This is a genomic window from Bacteroides sp. AM41-16 (assembly GCF_003603495.1).
Lineage (GTDB): Bacteria > Bacteroidota > Bacteroidia > Bacteroidales > Bacteroidaceae > Bacteroides > Bacteroides uniformis.
The window spans coordinates 1-26,348 of the sequence record NZ_QTNE01000019.1 but is presented as its reverse complement, the minus strand read 5'-3'; the positions used below and the strand labels follow the sequence as shown (position 1 = coordinate 26,348).

Annotated in this window: 26 protein-coding genes, 2 pseudogenes and 1 riboswitch; of the genes and pseudogenes, 18 read left to right on the top strand and 10 right to left on the bottom strand. The window is 42.8% G+C overall.

Annotated features, from left to right (window positions below; translation table 11 throughout):
- Position 1: 1 nt before the first annotated feature.
- Together pnuC and DW896_RS15620 are read right to left on the bottom strand one after the other, a co-directional pair.
- Positions 2 to 652 carry a nicotinamide riboside transporter PnuC gene (gene pnuC, locus DW896_RS15625; RefSeq protein WP_005834990.1) on the bottom strand — a complete coding sequence of 217 codons (651 nt, stop codon included), beginning with the start codon at positions 650 to 652 and terminating at the stop codon, positions 2 to 4.
- Positions 652 to 2,964: a TonB-dependent receptor gene (locus DW896_RS15620; RefSeq protein WP_117703562.1), complete on the bottom strand. Its 2,313-nt coding sequence runs from the start codon at positions 2,962 to 2,964 to the stop codon at positions 652 to 654. The genes pnuC and DW896_RS15620 overlap by 1 nt, the downstream gene beginning before the upstream one ends.
- A gap of 33 nt (positions 2,965 to 2,997) precedes the next feature.
- A riboswitch (TPP riboswitch) is annotated at positions 2,998 to 3,094 on the bottom strand.
- Between the two features lie 105 nt (positions 3,095 to 3,199).
- Here DW896_RS15620 and DW896_RS15615 point away from each other — a divergent pair.
- Positions 3,200 to 4,069, top strand: a complete 870-nt coding sequence (locus tag DW896_RS15615; RefSeq protein WP_034528887.1) for a mechanosensitive ion channel family protein — start codon at positions 3,200 to 3,202, stop codon at positions 4,067 to 4,069.
- A gap of 125 nt (positions 4,070 to 4,194) precedes the next feature.
- Here the strand turns inward: DW896_RS15615 and DW896_RS15610 are convergent, their stop codons facing one another.
- Positions 4,195 to 4,437 (bottom strand): hypothetical protein, encoded by a 243-nt coding sequence (locus DW896_RS15610; RefSeq protein ID WP_005828479.1) that lies wholly within the window; start codon positions 4,435 to 4,437, stop codon positions 4,195 to 4,197.
- Between the two features lie 128 nt (positions 4,438 to 4,565).
- On the opposite strand from DW896_RS15610, the gene DW896_RS15605 reads away from it, so the two are divergent.
- Positions 4,566 to 5,108, top strand: coding sequence for a hypothetical protein (locus tag DW896_RS15605; RefSeq protein WP_005828477.1), 543 nt, complete (start codon positions 4,566 to 4,568; stop codon positions 5,106 to 5,108).
- A gap of 48 nt (positions 5,109 to 5,156) precedes the next feature.
- Here the strand turns inward: DW896_RS15605 and DW896_RS21755 are convergent.
- Positions 5,157 to 5,448: pseudogene (locus DW896_RS21755) on the bottom strand (pyridoxamine 5'-phosphate oxidase family protein).
- Between the two features lie 103 nt (positions 5,449 to 5,551).
- On the opposite strand from DW896_RS21755, the gene DW896_RS15595 reads away from it, so the two are divergent.
- From DW896_RS15595 to DW896_RS15550, 10 genes are all read left to right on the top strand, one after another.
- A complete protein-coding gene (locus tag DW896_RS15595) occupies positions 5,552 to 6,001 on the top strand; it encodes a hypothetical protein (protein ID WP_005828472.1) in 450 nt (149 codons plus the stop codon).
- 234 nt (positions 6,002 to 6,235) lie between these two features.
- Positions 6,236 to 6,445, top strand: coding sequence for a winged helix-turn-helix domain-containing protein (locus DW896_RS15590; protein WP_005828467.1), 210 nt, complete (start codon positions 6,236 to 6,238; stop codon positions 6,443 to 6,445).
- 337 nt (positions 6,446 to 6,782) lie between these two features.
- Positions 6,783 to 7,010, top strand: a complete 228-nt coding sequence (locus DW896_RS21370) for a hypothetical protein (RefSeq protein ID WP_009037238.1) — start codon at positions 6,783 to 6,785, stop codon at positions 7,008 to 7,010.
- Positions 7,011 to 7,374: 364 nt separating this feature from the next.
- Positions 7,375 to 9,144, top strand: a complete 1,770-nt coding sequence (locus tag DW896_RS15580) for a helix-turn-helix domain-containing protein (RefSeq protein WP_009037237.1) — start codon at positions 7,375 to 7,377, stop codon at positions 9,142 to 9,144.
- A 163-nt stretch (positions 9,145 to 9,307) separates the two neighbouring features.
- Complete coding sequence (locus DW896_RS15575; RefSeq protein ID WP_009037236.1) at positions 9,308 to 9,619, top strand: hypothetical protein; 312 nt, start codon at positions 9,308 to 9,310, stop codon at positions 9,617 to 9,619.
- Between the two features lie 62 nt (positions 9,620 to 9,681).
- Positions 9,682 to 10,257: a DUF3575 domain-containing protein gene (locus DW896_RS15570; protein ID WP_370448325.1), complete on the top strand. Its 576-nt coding sequence runs from the start codon at positions 9,682 to 9,684 to the stop codon at positions 10,255 to 10,257.
- A 23-nt stretch (positions 10,258 to 10,280) separates the two neighbouring features.
- The gene (locus DW896_RS15565; protein ID WP_009037234.1) at positions 10,281 to 11,186 is read left to right on the top strand and encodes a FimB/Mfa2 family fimbrial subunit; all 906 of its coding nucleotides are present in this window, start codon (positions 10,281 to 10,283) and stop codon (positions 11,184 to 11,186) included.
- A 26-nt stretch (positions 11,187 to 11,212) separates the two neighbouring features.
- Positions 11,213 to 12,172: a fimbrillin family protein gene (locus tag DW896_RS15560; RefSeq protein ID WP_009037233.1), complete on the top strand. Its 960-nt coding sequence runs from the start codon at positions 11,213 to 11,215 to the stop codon at positions 12,170 to 12,172.
- 28 nt (positions 12,173 to 12,200) lie between these two features.
- A complete protein-coding gene (locus DW896_RS15555; protein ID WP_009037232.1) occupies positions 12,201 to 13,100 on the top strand; it encodes a fimbrillin family protein in 900 nt (299 codons plus the stop codon).
- A 40-nt stretch (positions 13,101 to 13,140) separates the two neighbouring features.
- Positions 13,141 to 14,742: a fimbrillin family protein gene (locus tag DW896_RS15550; protein ID WP_009037231.1), complete on the top strand. Its 1,602-nt coding sequence runs from the start codon at positions 13,141 to 13,143 to the stop codon at positions 14,740 to 14,742.
- Between the two features lie 384 nt (positions 14,743 to 15,126).
- On the opposite strand, the gene DW896_RS15545 is transcribed toward DW896_RS15550, so the two are convergent.
- Positions 15,127 to 15,378: a hypothetical protein gene (locus DW896_RS15545; protein ID WP_009037230.1), complete on the bottom strand. Its 252-nt coding sequence runs from the start codon at positions 15,376 to 15,378 to the stop codon at positions 15,127 to 15,129.
- 539 nt (positions 15,379 to 15,917) lie between these two features.
- Between DW896_RS15545 and DW896_RS15540 the strand changes: the two genes are divergently transcribed.
- From DW896_RS15540 to DW896_RS15515, 6 genes are all read left to right on the top strand, one after another.
- Positions 15,918 to 16,427: a very short patch repair endonuclease gene (locus DW896_RS15540; RefSeq protein ID WP_009037229.1), complete on the top strand. Its 510-nt coding sequence runs from the start codon at positions 15,918 to 15,920 to the stop codon at positions 16,425 to 16,427.
- A 122-nt stretch (positions 16,428 to 16,549) separates the two neighbouring features.
- The gene (locus tag DW896_RS15535; RefSeq protein ID WP_009037228.1) at positions 16,550 to 17,503 is read left to right on the top strand and encodes a HaeIII family restriction endonuclease; all 954 of its coding nucleotides are present in this window, start codon (positions 16,550 to 16,552) and stop codon (positions 17,501 to 17,503) included.
- A gap of 12 nt (positions 17,504 to 17,515) precedes the next feature.
- The gene (locus DW896_RS15530) at positions 17,516 to 18,523 is read left to right on the top strand and encodes a DNA cytosine methyltransferase (RefSeq protein ID WP_008653042.1); all 1,008 of its coding nucleotides are present in this window, start codon (positions 17,516 to 17,518) and stop codon (positions 18,521 to 18,523) included.
- A 4-nt stretch (positions 18,524 to 18,527) separates the two neighbouring features.
- Positions 18,528 to 19,928, top strand: coding sequence for a DNA cytosine methyltransferase (locus DW896_RS15525; protein WP_008653041.1), 1,401 nt, complete (start codon positions 18,528 to 18,530; stop codon positions 19,926 to 19,928).
- A 157-nt stretch (positions 19,929 to 20,085) separates the two neighbouring features.
- On the top strand, positions 20,086 to 20,286 hold the full coding sequence (locus DW896_RS15520; RefSeq protein WP_008653040.1) for a helix-turn-helix domain-containing protein: 201 nt from the start codon (positions 20,086 to 20,088) through the stop codon (positions 20,284 to 20,286).
- 2 nt (positions 20,287 to 20,288) lie between these two features.
- On the top strand, positions 20,289 to 21,182 hold the full coding sequence (locus DW896_RS15515; protein ID WP_008653039.1) for a hypothetical protein: 894 nt from the start codon (positions 20,289 to 20,291) through the stop codon (positions 21,180 to 21,182).
- 21 nt (positions 21,183 to 21,203) lie between these two features.
- On the opposite strand, the pseudogene DW896_RS15510 reads toward DW896_RS15515, so the two are convergent.
- From DW896_RS15510 to DW896_RS15490, 5 genes and pseudogenes are all read right to left on the bottom strand, one after another.
- Positions 21,204 to 21,584: pseudogene (locus tag DW896_RS15510) on the bottom strand (AAA family ATPase); the annotation flags it as partial.
- A 304-nt stretch (positions 21,585 to 21,888) separates the two neighbouring features.
- The gene (locus DW896_RS15505) at positions 21,889 to 23,115 is read right to left on the bottom strand and encodes a site-specific integrase (RefSeq protein WP_009037226.1); all 1,227 of its coding nucleotides are present in this window, start codon (positions 23,113 to 23,115) and stop codon (positions 21,889 to 21,891) included.
- Between the two features lie 458 nt (positions 23,116 to 23,573).
- A complete protein-coding gene (locus DW896_RS15500; protein WP_009037225.1) occupies positions 23,574 to 24,605 on the bottom strand; it encodes a nucleoid-associated protein in 1,032 nt (343 codons plus the stop codon).
- A 1-nt stretch (position 24,606) separates the two neighbouring features.
- Positions 24,607 to 25,110 carry a hypothetical protein gene (locus DW896_RS15495; RefSeq protein WP_009037224.1) on the bottom strand — a complete coding sequence of 168 codons (504 nt, stop codon included), beginning with the start codon at positions 25,108 to 25,110 and terminating at the stop codon, positions 24,607 to 24,609.
- 3 nt (positions 25,111 to 25,113) lie between these two features.
- Positions 25,114 to 26,019, bottom strand: coding sequence for a hypothetical protein (locus DW896_RS15490; RefSeq protein WP_009037223.1), 906 nt, complete (start codon positions 26,017 to 26,019; stop codon positions 25,114 to 25,116).
- Between the last annotated feature and the right edge of the window lie 329 nt (positions 26,020 to 26,348).

Here is a 26,348-nt window from a genome sequence, read left to right as displayed (position 1 = left end):
CTTAATCCCTAATCTCTAATCCTTCATCCTTGTTCATCATTTTCCTCCATTTGAAGTAGCCAAAGATAGCTATAATTGTGTAAAGGGCATATAGTCCGGCTGTAAAATCAAGTCCTTTGTAGATGTACAGTCCGGCGCTAACGGCATCTACCGCAATCCATGCCCACCATTGCTCTACATATTTCCGTGCCAGCATCCACATGCCGGCTATGCTCAGTGCGGTGGTGAAGGAGTCCAGCCAGGGCACATTGCTGTCCGTGAAGTTTATCAATATCCAGGCAATGCCAAGCAGAGCGGCGATGAATACGGCGGTAAGCGGCAGCAAGTAGCGCGCCGGCATATGGGTGATAGGAAGTTCCAGTTTTTGTTCTTCTGTTCTTGTGTCCTCTCCTTTCTGTCCTGCACCTTTCCGCCGCAAGATAGTCCGGCGCAGAAATGCTCCGTACTTCCACATCATCCAGCCGTAGATGGCAGCACCCAGATAATAGATGTTGATGCCGAAGTCTGCATACAGCCCCGCATCATAGTAGACAAAAATATAGACGGCAGGCATAATGATGCCCGCTATCCAAAGATAAATGCTTGCCCGGTACTCCAACCAGAGATAGAGAATCCCGACCACAGTGCCTATAATCTCAAGAGTATGTTCCATCAGAAATTGATTGCTATATGTCCCAATACATTCGTTCCCGCCTGGGCAGCGTAGCCGGCATAGTTGTAACGGACTTTTCCTCCGTTGTCGTCGTGATAGTATCCGCTGCCTGCGTATCCGTTGTTTTCGTATTCTTCATTGAACAGATTGTAGATGGTGCACCCTACGGTTACCGACTTTACTTTAGGCAACTTGAAGGTATAGGACAGATTCAGGTTGCTTACGAAATAAGCATCTAGTGTGCACTCCTCTTGCTTGGCGTTACTCATGTATTGCTTGCTGATATATTGTGACTGTAACGAGGCCTCGAATCCCTTGAACGTATAGCCGAAGCGGTTGTTCAGTATGAAGTCGGGAGAGAATGCGATGGGGGTATCCCCGTGTTTGATGACCCATGCTTCCGACCCAGCCTCCTCGTTTTCAAAAAGTGTCTCGGTAAAGTTCTGCACACGGTTCTTGCTGAGTGTGGCATTGATGTCCCATTGCAAGCCGCAGTCCAGTTTGATGCCAGCCATCAGTTCAATACCCGTACGGTAGCTGTCGGGCACGTTGCTGGCCATGGCTTCGCCTATCTCGTTCAGCTCTCCCGTCAGTACCAGCTGGTCTTTATAGTCCATATAGTAGAAGTTGGCACCCGCATGGAGCCATGAGTTGGCGAAGGTATATCCCAGTTCGTAGTCGAACAAACGCTCAGCCTTGGGATGTTCGGTGAAGTAGCCGTCGGTGTAGTTGTTGCGCGTAGGTTCTTTATGGGCTACGCTGAACGAACCGTATAAGCGGTGGTTGCGGTCGATTTGCCAGGACAGTCCGGCTTTCGGGTTGAAGAAGTCGAAGTCTTCGTCAATGTCCAATTTTTGCATTCCCGGAGTGGCGGCAGTCCAGTTGTACTTGTCGTTCAGTCCGTTTATCTTGTAGTTGATGTGGCGGTATTGCAGGTCGAGGTAGGCGCTGAGGCCGCTTACCAGTTCATAATTGACTTTCAGATAAATATTTCCGTCATTCTTTGTGGCGTTGTTGCGGTAGTAGTCGTGGTCGGGGTTCAGTTCGCCGATATAGTTCTTTACCCAAAGCACTTTTCCGAAGTGGTCGCCGTCATAGCGGTTCAGTGCACCGCCTAGCGAGGCATGCAGACGGTCGGCTTTGTAGCTTACGGAGAAGATTCCACCGCCAAACCAGTTGTCCATTGCCTTCTTGCGGATAAGGTCGCTTACTTCTACCTTGCCGCCATTGTATTCGAAAGGCGACATACCGTACTCTGTCAACGAGCGTTCACCTTTATATTCTTGATAGTATCCGTCGCCTTTGGTGTAGTGCAGACCGATATTTAGGTTCCATTGCGAGGTGAAATTGTGGTTGAATAGCAGCTGGTAATTCTTTTGCGTATAGTTGTCGGTCTGGTCGTCATAGAAATGCAGTGCACCTCCTTCGTCCGTGAGGTAATGCTTCTCGCCGTTGTCGTCTTTATAATATTCTTTGTTGTATACATGGCCGTCCCGGTCGGTGGCGTACATGAATCCGCAGGAATTATAACGCCGTCCGTAACGTTCCATCTCTTCCTTGCTGGCATAGTTCCATGCGTGGTAAGTGCGCTCTTTGCCGGCAAAGGTTATCAGCTTGATAGAGGTGTTGTCATTGTAGTACCCTCCTTGCAAGTAATAGGAGTTCAGTCCCACAGACGCCCGGTCTATATATCCGTCTGTACTGATGTTGGAGAGCCGCGCGTCGAACGACCAATGATTGTTGATGAGTCCCGTTCCCACTTTCACCGTCTCCTTGTGCGTATGGAAGGAGCCGTAGGAACCGTTGAATTCTGCATAGGGTTTCATGGAGAAATCACCCGTCTGCATGTTGATGCTGGCACCGAAAGCTCCTGCACCGTTCGTTGAGGTACCAGCTCCGCGTTGCACCTGCATATCCTTGACGGAGGAGGCGAAATCCGGCAGGTTGACCCAGAATACCGTGTGGCTTTCCGCATCGTTGATGGGAATACCGTTAGCGGTGACGTTGATGCGTGTGCCATCTGTTCCGCGGACTCTCAGTGTGGTGTAACCCACCCCGGCACCGGCGTCGCTGGTAGTAATGGCGGAGGGTGTCATACTCAACAGATACGGCAGGTCTTGTCCGAAATTCTGTTTTTTCAGTTGTTCTTTGCCTATATTGGTGAATGCCACCGGTGTGCTGTTTGTGGCACGTGTGGAGATGACTTCCACTTCCTGCAGGTTTATCACCCGCAGACTGTCTTGCTCTTGTGTCTGCGCACAGACACCCAGTGCTGCCATAAGGAGGCAGGTCGCCATTGCATGTCTCTTCATTTGCAATTGTTTCGTTTAGATGAATACAGAAAAGGGGAACTTTTCTTCTTTTCCCTCCGCCGGCATTACCCGGATCAGGTTAATGGGTATGATCTCAGCCCGTCGTATTAGGGCACCCCTTAGTTGAAATCGGGAGCAAAGGTAGGAGTTTTCGTCGAAAGTGGCAAGTTAAGTGAACGAAAGTCAGAGTTATTTGTTAATTTTGCAGCATTAATTTTAAAAAAAGAGTATAGTTATGTTATCATCTTTATTCATGGCAGCCTTTGCTGCCCAAGTTGCTGACGATGGTTTCAGCAAACTGCAGATATTCCTTCAGCAATTGATAGATTGGGGCGTAAGTGCCGGTGGACGTATTATTGGAGCTGTCATCATCTTTGTGGTAGGACGGTTCTTGATTTCCTTTCTTAGGAAAATGCTGGCGAGGTTATTGGCAAAAAGACATGTGGATGCCAGTATCCAGAGCTTTGTGAAAAGTTTAGTCAATATCTTGCTGACCATTCTGCTGATTATTGCCGTTATCGGTAAATTGGGAGTGGAAACTACTTCTTTTGCAGCTTTGTTGGCATCTGCCGGTGTGGCTATCGGTATGGCACTTTCCGGAAACTTGCAGAATTTTGCGGGTGGATTGATTGTACTGTTGTTCCGTCCTTTCAAGGTAGGCGACTGGATTGAAAGCCAGGGAGTGTCCGGAACGGTACGTGAGATTCAAATCTTCCATACGATTCTGACCACAGCCGACAATAAGGTAATCTATATCCCTAACGGTGCGTTGAGCAGTGGTACAGTGACTAATTACAGCCGTGAGGATACGCGTCGTGTAGATTGGGTGATCGGTGTAGAATATGGTGAGAATTATGACAAGGTAGAGAGCACCGTGCGTCGTATCATCTCCGAAGACAGCCGTATCTTGAATACTCCCGAACCGTTTGTAGCTCTTCATGCCTTGGATGCCAGCAGTGTGAATGTGGTGATTCGTGTTTGGGTGAAGAGCGGAGACTACTGGGGCGTTTATTTTGATATGAACAAGAAGATTTACTCCGTATTCAATGAGGAAGGTATCGACTTCCCATTCCCGCAGTTGACGGTGCATCAGGCGAAAGACTGAGTGGGCTACAAGTTTCAATTTACTGGCTATCAGCTACTATAAGTTACGGGCTACAAGTGTACTGCATTATCATACTGCAGGACACTTGTAGCCCGTAACTTAATAGTAGTCGGTAACTCCGTAATTTATTTATAACTTAATTCTGCCTCTATTTCTTCGCAGACATCTTGCTCCAGGTTGAGCAGCTGATTGATTTCTTTTCGTTTTTCCAAATCCGTGAAATAGCTCTCCACTACTGCATAGATGTTGAAGCCGGTTGTGGAACCCGCAGCCAAATCCAATGACTCAACCATTTTCTCTACTGCTTGATGAATGCGTTTCTTACTGATAAAATGCAGTTCATTACTATGAATTAAGCTCTTTTCCATGATATTTTCTGTTTTAGTTATTGTAGTTATAACATTCTATCAAGCAAGTAAGTTCATGTAGATTGAACAGATTTGACAGTCGGTCGAATGATATTTTTCCTATATTTGCAAAAAATATAAACGCGGCAATGAAAGAACTGTTTATAAAAATACTCCGTTTTCTGATGTTTGTACTGGTCGTAGCTTTGGGCTGCATCGGATATAACATCTATGAAGATACGTTGGCTGCTGTGTGGATACCCGTAGGGGTAGGACTTGTGGTGGCAGTCGTTACACTTCCTCTATATAAAAAATGGATATGGCTGACAACGATGGAGCAAAAGGCAGTGAATATATTGTGCCATGTGGTGTGCGTGGGTGTCATCAGTTGTTCGCTTTTTCTGGTAGGGAATTATCGGATGGCGGCTCCTGCTTCGACAAAGGAGGTGACGGTTACCGTACTTGAGAAGCTGATAAAAGAACATGAAAAGAGACGTAAAGTAGGCAAGCATCGTTATGTGTCGGACGGAGTACGTAAGGAATATTACTTAAAGGTGGCTTTCGAGGATGGAGCGATAGAGACCTTGCATGTTTCCACAGCCACATACAACAAAGCACGAAAAGGCAAACCGAAAGTCCTGACTTTGCAGAAAGGAGGTTTCGGATTGCCGGTGATAACGAAGGGGCTATAGTTTTCATCCCCCCATGCAAGACATCAGATGAGGAACTGAATGCTCTTCTTAAAGATTTCTGCGTACAAAATGTCCGTCAATCCAAATGGTGGCATGGTGTCCTTTGAATTTCAGTAATACATAATTGGGAGCTGCCGGGCCTTTATCTCCACCTTACCGGTGAGCACTACGCTGTTTCCTTCTTCCTGAAAGCACAAACCTGCTTTCGGATTGGCTGCACCTTTGTTTTAAGACTGTCTTTGCCGGTTGCCAACCATACGGTGGTGGCCCCTTCCGACTTGATATTGCTCATTGGAACGGGGCTGGGATGATATTCTTTATAGGTTGTAAAGATACAGATAAACTGATAGGGAAATCCCTATGTATAAATAGAGAGAATCACGGAAAAGGAGGTTTTTATCATACTACATTTGCTGTATGGATAAATACTAAAACTTTCTATTATGAAAAAGATGTCAGTTGTTTTAGGCTTGTTACTCGCTGTCTTGGTGATGGGCTGTGGCATTTATGAAAGCTACGGGTTTGATTATAAGCAGTTGAGCAGCATTGAACGTGGTATGAGCTTTAAAGAGGTGTGTACCATTTTAGGAGAGCCTGCATTTAGAGATTTGAATAAGGAGGGAGAGGCTTGGACATTCCGCGCTTATACTCCTGCGGGGTGGTCGGCTGTCAAGGTGTGGTTCAAAGACGGAAAAGTGGACGAAATGAAGAGCTATCTGGAGGATACTTATCCGGTTACCACTTCGCGGGACAAGAGTTTCATGAATGAGAAAAAAGAATCTTCCGACAAGAGTAGCGAAACAAAGGTAATAGTTTCGCCGGAAGGGAAACATTACATCAAAATGGGCTCGGTAGTAGTCACTCCCGAAGGCAAGCATATAATAGTACCTTGATTATACCAACATAATCGTTTCCGGATATAGTATAATGTGAATATACCTTTCTATAAAGTGTTGATATTTATAAAGTTCTATATTTTTTGCAGATTTTAGGTATATGTAGTTCAAAGAATGTTATCTGAAATGAAAAGAATGGGCAATGTTTGTCATTGCTCTGTCTTTATCTTATATTTGAGTAGATAATATAGGATATCATTTTAAGAAAGGAACTAATAATAAGATAATAATATGAAGAGTATTGAGAAGGCGACCAATAATATGAAAATGGTATATTCCATTTTGTGCAATCTTAAGAAGTGTACAATCTTTGAATTGCAGAAACTGACGAAGTTCAGGGATGTGGATTTGTGTTTGGCCTTGGGGTATCTGCTGCAGAATAACCAGATTTATCAGAAGCGTATTGATAACATGGTTTACTATGGAGTCATCGCAAAATGAAAAGAGATACAATAGGTTTACCACACATTTTGCTTACATGCTTGCATGGTGCTTTCTAATTGTTTGTTATACCGCATTTTACAGTATGTAAGCAGATGCCATGCAAGTATGTAGGCAAACTTTGCTTGCATGCTGTTTTTTCTTGTGCAAATGGCTGGTCTTCTTTCCGCAAAGAACAGCTCTTTCTCCTACTAAAAGCTTATTAATGACTATTGTGCACGGTTGTGATGCAGTTTCTTCACTATTGTGGTACGGCTTCTCCATACTTGTGGAGAAGACGTACCACAATAGTGCGCATATCTAACTGTCATTTAATCAGTAGATTAAAATCCTATGTTTGAGTAATGAAAGCCTGATAAACAGTCTTTCATTGGCTGTGTATGTACCTTCAAAAGAGTGTGATATGGTAGTGGATAATGTTCATGTCTTACAGTTTTTCAGTGAAACCAATCATTTTCATTGTGATTCTGTTTACAGAGCTTTGAAGGATATGAGGTACAAGGTTGTCCGTATCAAGGATATAAAAGAGGATTTATCCGATTTTGCCGGATATAAGAAGAAATAATCCGATTTGCCCCTAAAGTAAACTTAAAGGATTTAGAAATAAAGCAGTTCAATCCGGAACATCCTTTAAATGAATTGAACAGATTGAATAAACTGAAAAAGTCCAATCCGGAGGCTTTCCATTACTGGTATCAGATTTATAAGATTATTCAAGAGAATGAAGAGAGTAAATAAATTCAAATAAGAAAAACAGCCGCTACAACTGCCAATCACAGTGTAGCGGCTTTTCTTTTAGAGTTTAAAGCATTAAGAGGGTATATGAAGGTGCAAGTTCATTGTTAATCCTATATAACTTTACTAATAATGTTTTTTTTTGTATTTTTGAAGAATTATAAACCAAGAACTTACGTAAACACACAACCGATATGAAATATAAAACCAGTCTGATAACTATTTTATGGGGAAGCCTTTTATGTTTCACTTTACCTGTTGTAGCACAAAATAGCCTGCAACATCAAAAAGACTCTTTGCGGCAAGTGATTGAACACTCCGAAGGTATTGATAAACTGAAGTCATACAATAGATTGTACTATTTATATATGTCGGAAGTTGCCGACGACCAAAAAATGGATACATTGCTGATGCTGTTCACTCAGGTTGAAGCCGAAGCCATAAAGCAGGGAAATGTAGAAATGCAGGGAATGGTGTATGGAAATACCATCATATCTCACATAAACCGGAAGGAGTATGACGAAATCATTCAAAAAGCGCCCGGCTATCTTGACTTTTATATCCGGCACGAATTGTGGAAGTTCTATTATCAGATCAATATGCAGCTAATCACTGCCTATAATCTGAAAGGGGATTATAAACAGGCAGCCGAAGCGGCGGAACTCATGTTCGACCGCGCCAGGAAGCGGGAGGATAAAGCAGGGATGGCATTGGCGCTCTATGCTACCGGAATCACTTATAATGTCCAGAATAGATGGAAAGAGGAAGAAGAATGTTTCAGAGAGTGCGCCGGCTTATTATGGGAAGTTTCGGGATACGACAATATCCTGACGCAATCCTATGCGTTCTTATGCACTGCTCTCCGGGCACAGGCACAGTATGACAAACTATTGCAACTTGTGCCTGACTATGAAAAAGCGATTGCACGATTCGAGAAATCATCCGGAAGAACACAGCCTGAAGCGCGGGGAAATCTCTATGTAGCATTGATGAATACATACATAGATACGAAAGACTACGACAAAGCCGGGGAATATCTCTCCAAATTGGAAAGTATTGTCAATAACAATATTTCCAAATATGAGTTGGCGCGCGCAAAGGCTCTGATTTTTCAGTCACAGGGAGACTACCGCAAAGCACTTGCCGTAATAGACAGTGCAACGGCCGGGATTGATGAATCGGACTTCAGCCTCAATGATACCAGAAAAATAAAGATGGAGATACTTGCTCGGATGGGACGTGTTGACGAAGCGTTAGCACTATTGGATCAGTTCATAGCTACCAATGATACTATAAAAAACGTGGAGGTCAATGCCCGGTTCGATGAATTACGTACCCAATATGAAGTGGAAAAACATATTGCCGGGAAAGAGCGTAATTTCCATTACCTCCTTTTTGCTCTTGCCATTTGTCTGGTTCTCGCTTTGCTCTTGGCAGGTGCTTTCTATTACAACCGGACTATTGCCCTCAAGAATCGTAAGTTGTATGAACGAATTAAAGAACAAGATCGGTTAGCGGATGAACTATCCCGATTGGAGAACATTCGCCAATCGGAATCCTCCCCGGAGGATTCCGGCAAAACAGCCGGAGCTACGGAACTATTTGCACCTTCCGGCGAACAGCAGAATCTGGTTATTCGATTGCAGGAGTATCTGCTCTCCGATGATAACCTGTCCAATACTGACATTAACCGCGATGATATAATCTCCGCACTTGGCACCAATAAGAACACATTGACAGATGCCGTCAAAGCCGTTACTGGAAAATCTCCCATGGAGTATATGCGTACTCTGAAAGTGGAAGAGGCACGCCGGAAGCTCGACAGCCATCCCGAACTTACGATTGAGGCGATAGCTTTCAGTTGTGGCTTTAATATACCGAGCACTTTTTATCGTCTGTTCCGCAAACAATATGGCATTAGCCCGACAGAATACCGGAAAATGGCAACGTCCCAAGAAAAATAAAAAATACTGCTCCAAAATTCAAAAGCACGGTGAATCCGTGCTTTTTTTATGTCCGAAAGCCTGAAAAACGGCAGAAAAGGACAAAACGCCACAAACTTGGGACAAAATGCAATAGTTTTCAGCCCGTATTTCACATCCTTTGTACCAAGAAAAAGAAATATCTATGGACAATTACATTTTCCTTATCGCACTGGGACTTGTTTTCTGCTCGCTTGCAATTGTGGCTTTGGTCTTTTTGCATTGCCGGAAGATAGTTGAGAAGTGCAATTATTATATGGCGAAAGGCATCCGTGAGCAGGATTGTTTAGCTAAGCAATTGGAACGAACACGCATAGAAAAAGAAATGATGGAAAAGGTGATTAAAGCAGAACTGTCGGAAGCTGTTAAATCTTCCATGACAGGAGAAAAAAACGATGGCTGCACGACTGACTGTAAGAGACAGATATCGCGGATAGAGATAACCTATTTCATTTAATATACATATAATAAATGAACTTTATGAAACAATTACAAGAAAAACTACTGGCTTTGCTTCTGATGGCTTTATTGACCGGAACAGGAGCTTACGCGCAAGAGGCATCGGATAAACAAAAGACACCGGATTATCGGTTTGCCGTCCGCACGAATGTGCTGTATGATGCCTTCCTGCTGCCCACATTGGGTGTAGAGTGGCGTATGAATGAGAATGTCGGCATCAAGCTGGACGGCAGCCTCGCATGGTGGGGTGGCAATCACGGCAAGGTGCAGAAGATGTGGCTCGTCAACCCCGAAGTGCGGTGGTATCTGCTGCGCGAGAAACGCTTCTATGTAGGAGCATCGGGAACCTACGGCGAGTACAATATATATAAGTACCCGCTTGGCAGCATCCTCTTGAAAGACACCGGCTATCAGGGCAAGCTGTGGAACGCCGGATTGACCGTGGGCTACCGGCTTTATCTGTCTCGCGGCTTCTCCATCGACTTCAACCTCGGTCTGGGCTACACCCGTTCCGAATATGACAGTTTCGGCATGACCGATGGCATACGTGTATATAAGGAACGGAACAGAGCAAAGAACCTATGGGGGCCGACACAGGCTGGCATCAGCCTCGTGTGGACGCTTGGCAGCAAATAAGTAGAACTATAAAAATACGATATATGAAAAATTCGATTACATTACTTTGTGTCTGGGCGACAGTCCTCCTCCTTGCAGGTTGCGATGTGAAAGATCCGATTTACAACACTCCGCATCCCGACAAAGGGCAAATCACCTTGACAACAGACTGGACGCGGCGCACAACGGGCGTGGATATACCGGCAAACTACACGGTGGCATCCGGTGAATACATGGCTACCGTGAGCGATGCCACCAACACGCTCGACCGCCTTTTTGAGCCGGGTGTTTGCCACTTGCGTGTTTACAACACGCCGGAGCACATCACCGTGAGCGGCAGTGTGGCAACCGTCGCCGGGGCTTCGGGTAACGTGGACGGAGCGGGGCTATTCATACAAGAAATGCCGGGCTGGTTGTTTACGGGCGTGACGGAAACTACGATAGAAGCGGACACCGACCACACCCTTACCGTTGCGATGCAGCAGCAAGTACGCCAACTGACGCTCTTCATCGAGCCGACGGGCAGTACCACGGAAAGGATAGAGCGAATCGAGGGCTACCTTTCGGGGGTTGCCTCGACGCTGGATATGGATAACGGCACGCATGGTACGCCGCTGAACGTGGCACTGGCGTTTTCGAAAGTAACGGAAGGAGCCAATGCCGGAAAATGGGCGGCCACGGTGCGCCTGCTCGGCGTGGCGGGTGTGCAGCAGAAGCTGGATGCCAAACTCTACTTTGCAGGAGACAGTCCAAAGCCGGTCACTCTCGACAGTGATCTCACCACGGAGCTTGCCACCTTCAACGCCGACAAGCATAAGCCACTCGCCTTGGGCGGGAAAATAGTGGAAACACCTACGGAAGCGGACTTCTCTGCCACCATTACCGACTGGACGCCGGGCAATGGCGAAGACGGTGAAAACGGCTCGGCCGGAATGGAAACGAACAATTGAATCAATAATACTAAGAATGTAAGATTATGAAACTTAGAAATTTATCAATCATTGCCGCAGCAGCCCTTGCGCTTGCCGCCTGCAACAACGACAACGAAGCAACCACCGACAACTGGAACGGCGAAATCCGCCTCACCAGCGGCATCACCTCCCAGACCCGTTCCTACGGCCTCGACACACAGCTTGGCGCAGGCCTGCAAGTATCTGCCTGGGTGGACGACAACAACAACCTCCCCCTCTACCAGAACAACCTGCTCACCGCCGACGGCACCGGCGGCTTCACTTACGCCAGCGACATGTACTACATCTCGCCCGACCCCGTGAACATCTATGCCATCCATGCCAACCCTGCCCCGGTGGGAAAAGCCTTCCCCGCATCGGTGTCCCACGAAGTGAAGGCCGACCAGACCACGAAAACCGCCTACGCCGCCTCCGACCTGCTCTATTCCACCAAGCGGAACGTGGCCCCCACCGCCTCTAACGTGACCCTCACTTTCTACCATTTGCTATCTAAAGTAGAAGTAGTGCTGAAGCGCGGCAACGGCGCCCCCGACCTCTCCGGTGCCATCGTGACCCTGGAGAACACCGCCCTGAAGGCCACCTTCACCCCCAAGAAAGCCGCTGACATGAGTAACAAGACCGAACGCCAGGCGATGATAGCCCTCGCTGCCAACCCCAACCCCGCCACTCCGATTACCATCCCCACGGTGGTGACGACAGACTTTAACGCCACCAATCTCCAGTACGCTGAAGCCATCGTGGTGCCCCAGGAACTAACCGCAGGCACCGTCTTTATCCGCGTGAAGCTGGCGGACAATACGAACTTCGTCTACAAAATCCCCGCCGGAGATGCCTTGGAGCTGCAAAGCGGCAAGCGGTACATCTATAAGATAACCGTGGACTATTACGGCCTGACGCTGGAAACCGACATCAAGAACTGGGAAACCATAGGCGCACCCGTAGAAGGCTCTGCATTTCAGGAGTAATCCGTAAACAATAAATATAAAGAAAAAAATGAAGAAGACGAACATACCAATATATATAATGTACCTGTGGGCAGCCTTGGTTTTGGCTGCCTGCACAGGCGATGACGATGCGGCATGGCCCGAAGGCGGCGTGCCGCTGGAACTCTACGCAGCCGTAGAGGGATATTCCTCCGCCAACGCCCAGACACGGGCTACCACTGAAAACAGGTGGGAAGGGGGAGAAAGGGTGAGGCTGTGGATTAGCTCTAGCTTCTCCGGGCCGGCTCAGGATGTATACTCCTCCGTCGATTCCGATGGAAAGCTGATTATGAATGGAGCCCTATCCAACTGGGTAAGCCCGGATGAGGAAAAGGGGATTCAAGGGTTATATCCGTTGTCGAGGAATATTGTTTCATTCTCTGTACAGGCCGACCAGAGAGATGAAGGATATCAGGATAGCGACTGCATGGCTGCTCCCTACCTCCGCATCGCCGTAACGTCCCCCGATAAGACCCTCGTTTTCCGCCACGTCATAGCCAAAGTGGTGGTACACCTCAAAGCGGGCAACGGCGTGACCGACGATGAACTGCAGCGCGCCACTGTAACCTTTGAAAACCTCACGTGCACGGGAGGGAGTATCGATTTCAGCAATGGAACCGCAGGGCAAGTGACCCCCGACATCGACCGCATCACCCCCAACGAAGTGACCCCTGCCGCCGACGGATACGTACGCACCGTGCGCGCCCTGCTTCCTCCCCAGAACAAGTCGGGACAGAAGTTCGTGAAAATAGTCATCGGAGGAAAGACCTTTTACTACACCCCCGCCGCAGGCGAAGCGGACTTCTTCAGTGGCAAGATGTACGAGTACCGCCTCACCGTGACCTCGGAAGGTATCGAAAATATCGACGTGGAAGGAGAAGGAGGAGGTACGTGGCATCCGGTCGAGTAGAACAGTAACAACTAAATTCATCAATAAAAAAAGAAACCGTATGAAACAACATCATTCCATATTTCCCCCGGCAGCATCCCTGGCCTGCGCCCTCATCCTGATGCTGGCGGCATGCACGTCCGACGCACTGGACGAACTGCCCCCTGCCGGCACCGACCCCGATGCCCGCCCCCTCACCATCACCGTGAGCGACGGCGGCATGTACGCCACCGGACAAACCCGCGCCCAGGAACGCGGTTACAGCACCGTCTTCACCGAAGGCGACCGCATCGGCCTCTACGTGGTGAAGGACAAAACCCTGGAGGTGGAGAACCTCTGCCTTACCCTACAGGGAGGCAAGTGGACGCTGCCTGCCGGCACTTCCCAGCTCTTATACTCACCCGACAGGAGTTATCATGCCTATTATCCCTACCAGGACAATAGCTATATGAGCGGCAGGGTATCGCCCGGCGATGAAGACTTCTTTAAGTCTGTAGTCTATGATTGGCCTGTTAAAATCAACCAGAGTACCTACGCCCAATACACCGCCTCCGACCTGATGACGGCCCGTGGTGTGTATAGCAACCACACGCTCAGCTTCGCGATGGAGCACCGCATGTCTCTGTTCATCCTTCAGGTGCCAGCTACGAAATATACCTATACCGAAAAGATAGACGGCCAAGAGATTTCTAAGAGCTATTACCGCTACACGGCGGTGATCAATAAAAATGTATATTGGCAGGAGAATCCCTGCACGGCCCGCCTGCTGGTGAATACTAACACCCCTACGGCCTCGGATCCGGGACCGTATGAGTATTACTACAAGGGAAATCGGAAGACTTTCTATTTTGACTATTCCCAATTAAATCTTCAGCCCGGAAAATATACCGTCCACGAGATTGACGGCGATGAGGCGATAGAAGAGCGGCCGTTAGCGGCGGGTGACTACTATATGCAGGACGGCAGCATCCTGCCCGGGAATGAAGATGGCAGTCTGTCCCGTGATGAACAGGAGAGTTGTCTCGGCGTAGTCTTCTGGGTGGGTGAGAAGCCTAATCGTCTACTCTACTCCTATCATTGGACGCATACCGCCAATAAGCGGGGCGACCACCTGCTGATGCACGACCATCCCGGCTGCGTGCACGGCATTGTGGTGGCGCTCACGAATGCTGGTAAGACAGAATGGTCTTCTACAAGTATGGGCAATACGTACACATGGCTCGTGAGTTATGCGGCTACCGGACAGGAAGCGGAAAAGAAATTGATGCTTGAGTCTACCCACACTTTTGGTTACAATACTAGCCGCTGTATCCAATGGTATCGGGATTACGGAGGACAACGCACCGAAGCCTATGATGCCATAGAAGTTTTTGCAAGAACCAATCCTACACCGGTCGGTTGCAGCGGTTGGTACTTCCCCAGTGATTATGAGATGTACATCATGACCCGCGGAACGCTCGATCTCGATGAAGACTACCACATGGACACCCTCCTCGATGCCCAATTCGAGAAAGCCGGAGGCAGTAAATTTAATACAGATGACTTCTATTGGAGCGGTACTGATTATAAACACGAGAGCCATTGTATGACATTTGGCTATCATTCTAATTCTTTGGCAGACAAACGGAATAAGTACTACGTCCGTGCCGTGCTGGCCTTTTAGCGGCCTGCGTGCGGAAGCTGCGAAATAAAACGATTTATTAACCCCCGTCCTGCTAAAGAAAGGAGGTTATTGATTGAGTGGATTTAACAAGAACAAACCCTAAACACAAGTGAATTTCTTCGCTTGCATCTAAGGCTCGTTCTATGTCTTTCCCTAAATATTCAATCAAAGGAACTTCGGAGCATTGGTGGGTAATTGGTCGGCTACGGGAATAGAGTTATGAACATATACGCTGCCAACAGAATATGTCTTTTTAATTGACGATGTGAGGTGATAGTACAATTATTAAAGCATTCTTTTTCTCAGTAGGCATAAGGGGGACTAAAAGAGGGGGGCAGTCAGACGGCACGAAGTGCCGGATGGCTGCGCCATCCGTCGCTTCGTTTACTCTTGGTCTAATAGTTCATTTTTGAACCTATCCAATTTGACTTTAGCGCCGTCCTTATTGCTACGCTTCGTATCAAAATAGTCTTTGATGATGGGTTCGGACAACTTGCACATTGTGCCTTTCTTGCCGTCTCCATATCGGGAGTAAGTTATCCCGTGGCACTCCAACAGGTAAGAAATTCTATCAAGCACATCATTTACGGGGATATATAAATCGCTACCCGTTTCAGCTTCAAATTCACTTCTCATATTCAATAAGAACTTCTGGCTTCTTTAACTGAACCATGTAAACCAGTGCGATTTAGGCATAAAAAAAGAGAGCTACTTTGATGTAACTCTCTGAATTTTTGGTGATCCGCCTGGGGCTCGAACCAAACGTTATTTCTTCCTCAATATCAGTACTTTCAGAAATTTAGGCTTTGTGTCCGTCACGCTTTAGTCCTTAAAAACTGTCTGCTGTTGTCCAGTGTCTGTCTGCCAACATCTTGGGTTCAAATGTACGCATTATTTTGGGATTATGCAAACCGTTGAAAATAAACATTCTAAGGTTAGTGCAAGGTGCAAGCTATATATAGATATATACTTACACCTTGCACTAAATGTAACTGTTGTTCGTACCGCCCCCGCAAGGTAGCTACCTTGCGGGGGAGACGGGGTAAATGTAGGGAGGATTTGCGGAAATGCGATCAGGCGGGGCATATTTATCGAAAACGGTGGATTGTCGGGAGGTAAGGGCGGGGATGTTGAAGGAAATGGTTATTTTTGCAACCGGATAAATCGGCTATGCTATGGATATTTGGAGCAAGAAGAAGCGTTCTGCCGTCATGGCGAAGATACGGAGCAAAGACACGAAACCGGAGTGGATTGTGCGTCGTTACCTCTTTTCGCGCGGCTACCATTACCGCAAGAATGTAAAAGGGCTGCCGGGCACGCCGGACATCGTGTTGTGCAAGTATGGCATCGTGATTTTCATACACGGTTGTTTTTGGCACGGGCACGAGGTGGATGGTCATATTCCCCATTCCAACAGTGAGTTTTGGCGCAAGAAGATTGAACGCAACAGGCAACGTGATGAACGGAACAAGGGGGAATTGAAGAAGTTGGGCTGGCGGGTGATGACGGTCTGGGAGTGCCAATTGAAGCCGGTGGTGAGGCAGCAGACGTTGTTGGAGATTGAATATCATATTAATCATACGTACTTGGAGCGTTTTAAATCGGAAAAGGTAAAACCTTATGAGATAGAGGAGAAGGAAGCCACCGGCATGGTGGCTGAGGAAAGAGTAGAATATAGAAAATAGATATTGGTAGATACTGGATTTTTGTAGAGTTGTTATTTCTGTTTTTCACTTTTGTGTGATGAAAGGGGGGATTCTGCAAGATTTAGAGTAACTTCGCAAAATGAAATTAGAATAAGTATCCTATGAGTGATAAAAGTAACAACCAAGGTAGAGCCTATGAATTTGTTTGCCTATTGAGCCTTGGCGAAGAGATTGGCAAATTTCGTCCTGTAAATATTGTCCAAAACAGTAGTTATTTGGCAGCAGAATATGCTTGGAATACCTTGTCTCCTGAAATGAAAAATATATACAAGGTGAGTTCTTATGCTGCTGTCATTCAAATTTTTGAATTGGAACCCCGTATAATGGAAAAAGGAGGTGACGTGTTGGAATTGCGAATACAATCAGATACTAAGGGGAAAGAAGGAGATGTACGAGACATTTTGATTGTCCGTCATAATATTCAATGGGAAATCGGATTGAGCCTTAAACATAATCATTTTGCAGTAAAACATAGCCGCCTTAGCCAAAAGCTGGATTTTGGGGCAAAATGGTATGGAATCCCTTGTTCTCAAAAATACTGGGAAGATGTAAGACCTGTATTTACTTATCTTGTTCAAGAAAAAAACAAAAATACATTGTTTGACAATTTGCCTGATAAAGAAAATGATGTTTATATACCATTATTGCAAGCTTTTATTGCTGAAATAAATCTCCAAAATCAGATACATCCAGATATACCAAGTAGATTAGTTGAATACCTTTTAGGAAAACATGATTTTTATAAGGTTATTAGTATTGACAAACAGCGGACAACGCAAATCCAATCTTACAATTTGCATGGTACTCTTAATCGAAATGGCACATATCGAAAAGCATCTATGGAGATACCTATTGCATCATTGCCTACCCGCATTGTTAGTTTGGATTTTGTCCCTAATAAAGCGAATACGGTTGAGCTTTATATGGATGGAGGTTGGCAATTCTCTTTTCGCATACACAATGCAGAGAAGAAAGTTGTCCCAAGTTTAAAATTTGACATTCAAATAGTAGGCATGCCTACTACTATAATAACTATAAATTGTCTTTGGAAATAAAATAGAAATATAATGGAATTAATTAGTCTTTTCTCCGGTGCAGGAGGTTTAGATTTAGGTTTTCATAAAGCGGGTTTCAGAACTGTTACGGCAAATGAGTTTGACGCTAAGATTTGTCCGACTTTCCGTGCAAACTTTCCGGAAGTGAATCTAATCGAAGGGGATATCCGGGATATTCCTTCTTGTGAATTCCCTGATAATATTACTGGTATAATAGGAGGTCCTCCTTGCCAATCATGGAGTGAAGCAGGTTCGTTAAAGGGAATAGAAGATGCCCGTGGTCAGTTGTTTTATGAGTATATCCGTATTTTACGAGATAAACAACCTTTGTTTTTTGTTGCAGAGAACGTATCTGGAATGCTTGCCAAACGCCATTCGGATGCCGTTAGTGGTTTTATGAAATTGTTTGATGAAGCGGGCTATGATGTGAATTTGAAAATGCTTAATGCCAATGATTACGATGTACCGGAAGACCGTGACCGGGTATTTTACATCGGATTCCGTAAAGATTTGGATATACATGATTTTGAATATCCTACCCCTTTAAAGCATAAACCTACTTTGCGTGAAAGCATTTGGGATTTGCAAGATTCTGCGATTCCGGCACTTGAAAAGAACAAAACTAATGGGAATGCTTGTAAAGTCCCTAATAACGAATATTTTATAGGGGCATATTCACCTATATTCATGTCACGCAACAGAGTACGTTCATGGGATGAACCGGGTTTTACAGTTCAAGCTAGTGGTCGCCAATGCCAGCTACATCCACAGGCACCTAAGATGATAAAAGTTGAAAAGAATCTGCAAAAGTTTGTAGAAGGGAGTGAGCATCTTTATCGCAGGATGACTGTACGTGAAGTTGCACGGGTACAAAGTTTCCCGGATGAGTTCAAATTTGTATACGAAGACGTAAACTATGCCTATAAAATGATAGGCAATGCAGTTCCCGTTAATTTGGCTTACCATGTGGCTATGCAAATAAGGAAAACATTGGTGGAAAAAGGAATTGTCATTGCTTAAAGGAATGAAAGTCGCATCTTTCTTTGCAGGATGTGGCGGATTAGACCTTGGCTTTGAGCAAGCAGGCTATGAAGTTGTTTGGGCGAATGAATTTGATGAAGCAATACATAAAACTTATCAATTCAATCACCCAAATACTTATTTGTGTAAGTCAGACATTCGAAAATTAAAAGGAGAAGATATACCCGATTGCGATGGGTTTATCGGAGGACCTCCTTGCCAATCGTGGAGCGAGGGAGGAAGACAATTAGGATTGGATGATGAACGGGGGCGATTATTTTTTGATTATGTCCGATTGATAAAAGAAAAGCATCCAAAGTTCTTTCTCATCGAAAATGTACAAGGGATTATAAACGACAAACATTTTAGTACATTCCTATCATTCCTTTCTACTCTTGAAGGAGCTGGATATGTAGTAAACTATTCTTTATTGAATGCAGCAGACTATTATATTCCCCAAGACCGTTATCGTGTGTTTGTTGTCGGTTTCTTAAAAGAGTTGAACTGTACGTTCAATTTTCCAAAGCCATTCGGAAAACCTTATGTCACATTAAGAAAGGCAATTGGAGATATAATGGAGAATCCTCACCCATATACAAATGAAGGTGTGGACCAAGAATATAGGAAGTGGCTTAACCATGACATTTTTGCAGGTCCATGGGATGCAAAATTCATGGCACGTAATCGTGTTCGCTCCTGGGATGAAACTTCATTTACAATACAAGCGCAGGCAAAGAACTGCCCCCTTCACCCACAAGCTCCCAAAATGAAATATATATCACAAACCCAACGTGTTTTTCAGCAAGGAGCAGAACATTTATATCGCAGGCTAAGTGTTCGGGAATGTGCAAGAATCCAAACTTTCCCGGATAAATTCCGCTTTTTCTATGAAGATATAAAAGACGGCTATAAAATGGTTGGCAATGCTGTACCACCTCGTTTGGCTAAATTCTTAGCTTTGTCAATAAAGAAAGCATTGGTCTCTGTTGAAGAAAGAAAAGCAGAAACCATTAATGTGTTAGTTGCTTATTACAAGGATAATAATCAACTTCGACAAACTTTGAAAAACAAACTTTATTATGTGCGTGCCGGATTGCGCCGTGGAGCGTTACAAATCCCCATAGGCATGTCCTATCCCATTTATTTACTATTACATAATCATAATAACAAGTTTTTGTTTCGTATCATTCCTGACTACCCAAAACTAATATCTGCATCCGACTTGATTAAATTAGGTTTTATGCCCTCAGGTAAGGAATATTTTGCTTTTCGGTTGGAAAGTGCCCAAAGCATAAACATTGTAGGTGTAGATTTGTCAAAAGTGCAGATTAAAGGAAAAAACCACAATAAAGCTATACCATATATTACTCCTATTCAAGATTTTATTTATAGAATAAATGCCTAATTGCATAAAATCTCGTATTCTTAATACTTTCCCTTCTTTGTTTCTGTTCTGAAGCAAATAGAGTTATTGTAATTTTCTTTAAAAGAATCACTTAGAAATCCATTGTAGACAATAGTCCGTTGTGTGATTGTCTACACCCTCATAATTTTGCACCGCTATGGATATAAATGAAGTTTTTGGAAAGAAAGTGTTGGAGAGAAGACTATCTCTCAAAATATCACAGGAGACATTAGCCAATATGGCTGATATTGATAGAACCTATTTACCTGATATTGAAAAAGGTAAAAGGAACGTGTCTCTAAGAGTTGCGGACAAAATCGCAAAAGCATTGAATGTTTCACTTAAAGACTTATTATAATTATGCCTGATTTTATCAATACAGAACATTGTGTAGAAAAACTATTCCCTGTAGGAACGACCTTTTCTTTTGAGGGGAAAAAATATCAAGTTGCACTTTGTGGGAAACCTCGTCCTGCGCGTGGTGAATGTAAAACAGATGTTTATATTAAAGGGATAGCTTCTGATGGAGAAGCCAGGGAAATAAAAATATCTGTTAAACAAAAAAATGCAGATTTTTTAGAAAATAAGATGTCTTTTGACAGGGCTTGTGAAATATTTGGGAAAGACGCTTCAGGCATCATTAAGCAATGTTTACTTTCTATACAGGATTCTTTTGTTGCCGATAATTTGGTCTATTTTGAGAAAAAAGGTAAAACAGGAGCACATACAATGAAATTAGGCTGGAAGTTTGAACTACTGAATAAATTAAGCGGTGAAAAATCTGGTGCTTTAAAACTTACTGAAGAACAAAAATACGATATTTTTGCAGGAATTAACCTGTCAGAAAATAAGAAAAATAGTTCTGTAAATGGTCAAATTATTAAGAATTCAGGAGTGGCGAATTATATTTTGAATATTGATGATGAGAATCTAACTCAAGATACATGTTTGAAAATGTTACAACCAATAGAAGAATATGCAAAATTCCAAACTATCTATTTTGCTTGTAAAGCTTTAAACTACAGATTTGATAGAAATAAATGGGATGGACCAAGACCTTTGTCTGTATATGTAGATTGGTTTGTTGATAATGGAAAATTGGACGCACACTTGGCTTTCGACAATCCTTTGGAACATAATGGAAATGAAGTTGGCGAGAAATTAAGAAATATTTTGAACGAATTGAAAATTAAAAAATTTGATGATTTGAGGGGTGTATTATCTCCTAATGTAAAATGTTATTTTGGTAAGTAGCCATTCTTATAGAGTGCTGCCGTTCACCGTGCCGGACAGGTCGAAAAAGACAATATCCGGCACGTGTCCGGCTGTGGCTACATACTCGTCAGCCGTGACTATCGCCTTTTCGGGCGAACTGCACGGCACCGGGTAGGCTTTCTTCCCCAGCCGGGTAAACTGTTCATACGCCATGCGCTTGTAATCTTCATCTGCCCCGACCTGCTCGGCATCCCGATTGCGCATCCCGGCAATGGAGTGTTGGGGGTAGTCGCAATCCACCACCGCCACATCGTAGCCTTTGAGGTAGTAGAGGTAACTCGCCGCCAGCACGGTAAAGGTGGTTTTGCCGACCCCGCCCTTTTGGGTGGAAAAGGCGACATGCAGGGGTGTTTTCTCGTTTTCCATATTGCTTTCTTTCATTATTGGTTGATAGATTTGTTCAATCCAGCCATATTGAAATCTTGCTTTCAATCAATCAAGCTATCAATATTTCAATAAAACAAGATTGCAGAATTACAAAAATAAACTCATCGGTCGGGGAACGCCCAGCGGCAAGGGGCGGGACCACCCGTCCCGACGAGCGAAAAAATCTTTAGTTAGGGAATGTCTTTCTTTCATTGGCAACACGACTTCGGAGTGAATTTGCCCAAGGTGTTTTGCGGCACGGAAAACAGATTTGTGTGCCACAAATCACACCTTGCTGTTATCTGACGATAACATGATTTCATCGGCTGGCAATCCTGTGTGCAGCGTCCAGCTTTTGAGCCAACATTTCCATGTCGTTACTTACCTTCAAATTGGTAATCCTCGCATAAATTTGAGTAGTCCGGATATTGGTATGACCTAAAATCTTAGATACCGTTTCAATGGGAACACCATTGGCAAGCAGTACCGAAGTCGCACAAGAATGCCTTGCGACATGATAGGTTAAGGTCTTTTCAATTCCGCAAATGGCTGCGATTTCTTTTAAGTAATCATTCATTTTCTGATTGCTGATAACTGGTAAAATCTTACCGTTTGGCAATTTGTCTTTGTACTTTTCCAATATGGCTTTTGGTATATCCAGCAATCGGACGGTAGATGTAACATTTGTTTTGTGTCTTTTCCGTATAATCCACAAATTACCGTCAAATCCGGTGCGAATGTCCTCCTGCTTTAACTCGCATACGTCAATGTAGGAAAGTGCCGTGTAACAACTGAAAATGAACAAATCACGTACCTGCTCCAACCGTTTAGAGCTAAACTCGTGGTTGTAAATGGTGGTAATTTCTTCCATAGTCAGGTAATCCCTATCGGTACGTTCAAACCTTACCCGATAACTCCCGAAAGGGTCGGCAGTCACTAAACCCGTATTCTTGGCAAAGTTTACTACCGTGCGAAAACGTTGTACGAACTTCATAGCCGTATTATGGCTGCACCCATAGTTATTCTTGATATACAACAGGAAATCTTCAATGAATACCACATTTATATCTTTAATGAGCATATCGGAAACGGAGTATTTAAACTTCATAAACTCCATAAGCCGTTTCTTTGTCAGTTCATAACGTGAATAGGTCTTGTCTGCGGTATTCATTTTGACCTTTTGCAAATACTGTTCGTTGTGCTGTTTGAAGAACTCTATCAAAGTCCGTTCCCTTGCTATCTTGCCTAAAAAAGCGTTCTTTACCAGTTCTGCGGTTACATATCCGTCTTGCGCCATTAACGCATGGTAATGTTGATGAACTGTGCTACGAATACTTTCCAGCATGGAATTGATGTGTACGGCTTCTGCGGTTCTGCCGGAAGCCTTGCCTAATTCCACGCTCCAGTGAGCCGGATTTATTTCCAGTTTGGTGTTAAACTGGGCTACAACTTGGTCGATAGTGATACGTGCGATAATCGGTGCATTACCGTTCTTCTTTACTGCATTTCGTTTGACGAAATAGAGTAGCTTAAAAGTACTTCTCATAATCTCTTTTTTTTAGTTACAAACTTAAATTGATAAACTGAAAATGAGATATTTGCAGTACGGACAAATCAAGACAACAAACCGCCAATTTGGGACATTCCGTGACCTAAAATCTTAGAGGGTGGACAGGTCACGAATTGGTCACGAAAGTGTGTCTTTTTGTGACCTTTTCGTGTCTTAGGTCACAGACATTATATAAAGAAAAACTCCTACAATACCTTGATATTGTAGGAGTTGTACATTTACTGTCCATTTCTGTCCAGCGTTTCTGTGATCCGCCTGGGATTCTCCTAAGAGAGTTACCACGCTGATATTTAAAACTTTATATTTCTTGCTTCAAGCATATCCCATGAATTATCCCACTAAATTTCTACGTGCTTTTGCGGTAGTTTGCTCATGGAGAATACTGGGGGCAAAGTTATTTGTTTTTATTGTATTAGCAAATAAAAATATAAAATCTATTCTTCATCTCTAAAGAAAAGCTTATAGAAATTTAATTTGCGATGTTCATCGAAACCTTTCTCTAAATATCTAATATCACCATCTATTGTTATTTTGAAGTTTTTATCTAATTTGATTATGTTTTTAATGCTTCTTGATTGTTTCTTAGTCGCATTTTCTGAAATTGTAAAATCATCCGCAATTACAACTTCTCTTTCTTCTTCAAATGTTTTCTTGTAGCTTTGAAATTCATCTCTAAGACTTTGTTCCTGAATTATTTGGTTAGAGAACTCGTCTATATCAAAGAAATCGTTTTTTGAGAAAAACGATACAGCTTTATTAAGTATATCTGCTTTTTGTACATTATCTATATTTTTGTTTTTAGACACAAAATTTTTGCATAATGAAATAATATTGTTAGTATAATAATATTCATCATTTCTCTGCTTTACATGCAAAAATTCATCTTTCCAATAACGAGCTTCTGAACCTTTACTGGAATTATCAACGATACCAACTAAAAAACCTTTCTCTCTCTCTAAATTAAAGATCAAACATCCCTTGTCCAATTTATTAATATTAATACCAAAATCACTATTAATTTCAAAATCATCCCCTGTAGAAAAAACTCTTAGATAGGTTTCTTTGGTTTCAGATTTAAAAATTCCAACTCCATCTGTTAATTGACCATCTATTACACAGTCTTTAAAATATGCAATATAAAGCTCTCCTCCATTAATTTTAGGATGCATAGACTTATTATATAGGTGCTTTGCTATATTTTTAGATTGTTGTAGAATAGAATCTTTGTTGTCAAATATATTGCTTGCATATACGAAAATCTCATTTAAATTGAGATCAGAATCATGAAATAGGTTATAATACTCATTGCTCTTGAAATTAGCAAAAAAATAATTAACAAGCAACTTACTGATATTCTCATTTACACACAATGGTGATTTTGAAAAGATTACGCCTTCCTCTTCTACTTTATTACCTACTTTATGTAAGCATATCTTGTCTAAAATAACATTATCTATATGTATCATACTATTTTTTTGTAATTACAAAATAAAAATCCAAAATCAATCTCAAAGTCATTAATATACAATGAATCAATAAAAATACATTAAATGAGAATAATATTTTCCCGACTAAGAAAGTAGTTGAGAAAAATATTGGATAAATCATGCCAATCAACAGTAAAAAGCCTTCTACTACAACTATATAAGTGAAATTAATAGTAATAGCTCTATATAATGAAACAGGTTCAGAACCTAACTTTACTTTTTCTATATAACTATTTCGAGCTTTTTCTATATTTGCTCCTTCGGAAGTTAGGAATATAGCAAATACAGAAATTGTAAAACCTAATAGAATGCCAATGACTGAAAGAATATCACTCTGAATAGCATCAACAACGCTATAGAAGCGGCATGAATCCGAATACAAAAAAACAATAATACTTACAATCAGTGGAATAATAACATTCACTAAGAAAATCCTTTTTTCACGTGTCCTTAGAAAATCTATAAAAAGTAATATATACTCCATAATTTACAAAGGCAGAATTAAAGATTTAAGAAAACGATATATTTCCATAGTTTGCACTTGACCTGTTGATTCATTTATAGACACCTTAATAGGTTCTATTTTTTCCATAAAAGTTGTATCAATAAATGTATCTTTGTCATTTTCGTTTTTTCCATAAATTCTTATTTTGGAAACCTCTTGTGCATTATTCTTCTTTTGTCTATTCAAGCGATTAAAAATATCAATACCTACTTCTTTTGCACTTTTATTTCTTTCCGCTTTTAAAGTCAATTTAACTTGGTCTTGTATAGCTGACGTTCTTTCTGAAAACTGAAGAGCGCGACTTCCTAATAATGATTTATTGAAGAAGACATCAATAGATGTTGCTCGTTTTAACTTTTCAAGCTCTGATATAAAATTATCACGAGCTATTTTTGTATATTCTACCGTAAAATTCTTCGTTTTTTTCTTTTTCTTCAAATATTCCCGTGTAAATTGATTTAAATAGCTTATGATATTATTGACTGATACACCATTTCCATTAACTTCTACCAATAAGAAAACCTCATCATTTGTTATTTTTATTGCAAAATGTGTTTTTTCTTTTTCTCCTTCTGTTTGTTTTTTAGGACTCTCTCGTTCTTCGTCTGTTTCCGTATCCCAATAGGGGGGACGATATTTATATGCAGCACTTTTAAATAGCCCTGTTATCAAGATAGAAGAATCTTTAGAATCTTGCTTCATACTAAATGACTCCAAAGAACAAGCTTTGTTACTTTTCAACTTTAAAGATCTTCTTTTGCGCCCATCAATGTAATTAAATACTTCTTTTATTTCATAAAAAGGAATTAATCCTTCTAATCCGTCAGCATTATTAGCCCACATATCTTTTACTAAAGTGTAAAAAGCAATTTTTCGTTCTTTGTCCATTGTGTATCAGTTTTAAGTATGCACAAAAATAACAAAAAAACTATTACGTTATGCGATGATCCAAAGAATTTTGTATAAAGTGAGGTTGAAAATATTAAAATTTGCAGAGGTATGCAAAAATGTAGCTTTTGCAGGATACAAAAGCAGTTTATAATTTGCGATATTTCTTCTTTCTCTTTTGGGATATAGGTATTTGTTCTTCTGGAACATTTGAATTAATTAATAAGTTAGCCCCAAATGGAACTAAGGAGACGAGAGAATCAGGAGAAAAATAGTTTTCTTGAGAGGATGTAAATTAAACTGTGTCAGCAAGGAATAAAGTATTAACT

Excerpts from the sequence above, each read along its gene's own strand:
- pnuC (WP_005834990.1), bottom strand. The coding sequence starts at position 652 with ATGGAACATACTCTTGAGATTATAGGCACTGTGGTCGGGATTCTCTAT.
- DW896_RS15620 (WP_117703562.1), bottom strand. The coding sequence starts at position 2,964 with ATGAAGAGACATGCAATGGCGACCTGCCTCCTTATGGCAGCACTGGGT.
- DW896_RS15615 (WP_034528887.1), top strand. The coding sequence starts at position 3,200 with ATGTTATCATCTTTATTCATGGCAGCCTTTGCTGCCCAAGTTGCTGAC.
- DW896_RS15610 (WP_005828479.1), bottom strand. The coding sequence starts at position 4,437 with ATGGAAAAGAGCTTAATTCATAGTAATGAACTGCATTTTATCAGTAAG.
- DW896_RS15605 (WP_005828477.1), top strand. The coding sequence starts at position 4,566 with ATGAAAGAACTGTTTATAAAAATACTCCGTTTTCTGATGTTTGTACTG.
- DW896_RS15595 (WP_005828472.1), top strand. The coding sequence starts at position 5,552 with ATGAAAAAGATGTCAGTTGTTTTAGGCTTGTTACTCGCTGTCTTGGTG.
- DW896_RS15590 (WP_005828467.1), top strand. The coding sequence starts at position 6,236 with ATGAAGAGTATTGAGAAGGCGACCAATAATATGAAAATGGTATATTCC.
- DW896_RS15580 (WP_009037237.1), top strand. The coding sequence starts at position 7,375 with ATGAAATATAAAACCAGTCTGATAACTATTTTATGGGGAAGCCTTTTA.
- DW896_RS15575 (WP_009037236.1), top strand. The coding sequence starts at position 9,308 with ATGGACAATTACATTTTCCTTATCGCACTGGGACTTGTTTTCTGCTCG.
- DW896_RS15570 (WP_370448325.1), top strand. The coding sequence starts at position 9,682 with ATGGCTTTATTGACCGGAACAGGAGCTTACGCGCAAGAGGCATCGGAT.
- DW896_RS15565 (WP_009037234.1), top strand. The coding sequence starts at position 10,281 with ATGAAAAATTCGATTACATTACTTTGTGTCTGGGCGACAGTCCTCCTC.
- DW896_RS15560 (WP_009037233.1), top strand. The coding sequence starts at position 11,213 with ATGAAACTTAGAAATTTATCAATCATTGCCGCAGCAGCCCTTGCGCTT.
- DW896_RS15555 (WP_009037232.1), top strand. The coding sequence starts at position 12,201 with ATGAAGAAGACGAACATACCAATATATATAATGTACCTGTGGGCAGCC.
- DW896_RS15550 (WP_009037231.1), top strand. The coding sequence starts at position 13,141 with ATGAAACAACATCATTCCATATTTCCCCCGGCAGCATCCCTGGCCTGC.
- DW896_RS15545 (WP_009037230.1), bottom strand. The coding sequence starts at position 15,378 with ATGAGAAGTGAATTTGAAGCTGAAACGGGTAGCGATTTATATATCCCC.
- DW896_RS15540 (WP_009037229.1), top strand. The coding sequence starts at position 15,918 with ATGGATATTTGGAGCAAGAAGAAGCGTTCTGCCGTCATGGCGAAGATA.
- DW896_RS15535 (WP_009037228.1), top strand. The coding sequence starts at position 16,550 with ATGAGTGATAAAAGTAACAACCAAGGTAGAGCCTATGAATTTGTTTGC.
- DW896_RS15530 (WP_008653042.1), top strand. The coding sequence starts at position 17,516 with ATGGAATTAATTAGTCTTTTCTCCGGTGCAGGAGGTTTAGATTTAGGT.
- DW896_RS15525 (WP_008653041.1), top strand. The coding sequence starts at position 18,528 with ATGAAAGTCGCATCTTTCTTTGCAGGATGTGGCGGATTAGACCTTGGC.
- DW896_RS15520 (WP_008653040.1), top strand. The coding sequence starts at position 20,086 with ATGGATATAAATGAAGTTTTTGGAAAGAAAGTGTTGGAGAGAAGACTA.
- DW896_RS15515 (WP_008653039.1), top strand. The coding sequence starts at position 20,289 with ATGCCTGATTTTATCAATACAGAACATTGTGTAGAAAAACTATTCCCT.
- DW896_RS15505 (WP_009037226.1), bottom strand. The coding sequence starts at position 23,115 with ATGAGAAGTACTTTTAAGCTACTCTATTTCGTCAAACGAAATGCAGTA.
- DW896_RS15500 (WP_009037225.1), bottom strand. The coding sequence starts at position 24,605 with ATGATACATATAGATAATGTTATTTTAGACAAGATATGCTTACATAAA.
- DW896_RS15495 (WP_009037224.1), bottom strand. The coding sequence starts at position 25,110 with ATGGAGTATATATTACTTTTTATAGATTTTCTAAGGACACGTGAAAAA.
- DW896_RS15490 (WP_009037223.1), bottom strand. The coding sequence starts at position 26,019 with ATGGACAAAGAACGAAAAATTGCTTTTTACACTTTAGTAAAAGATATG.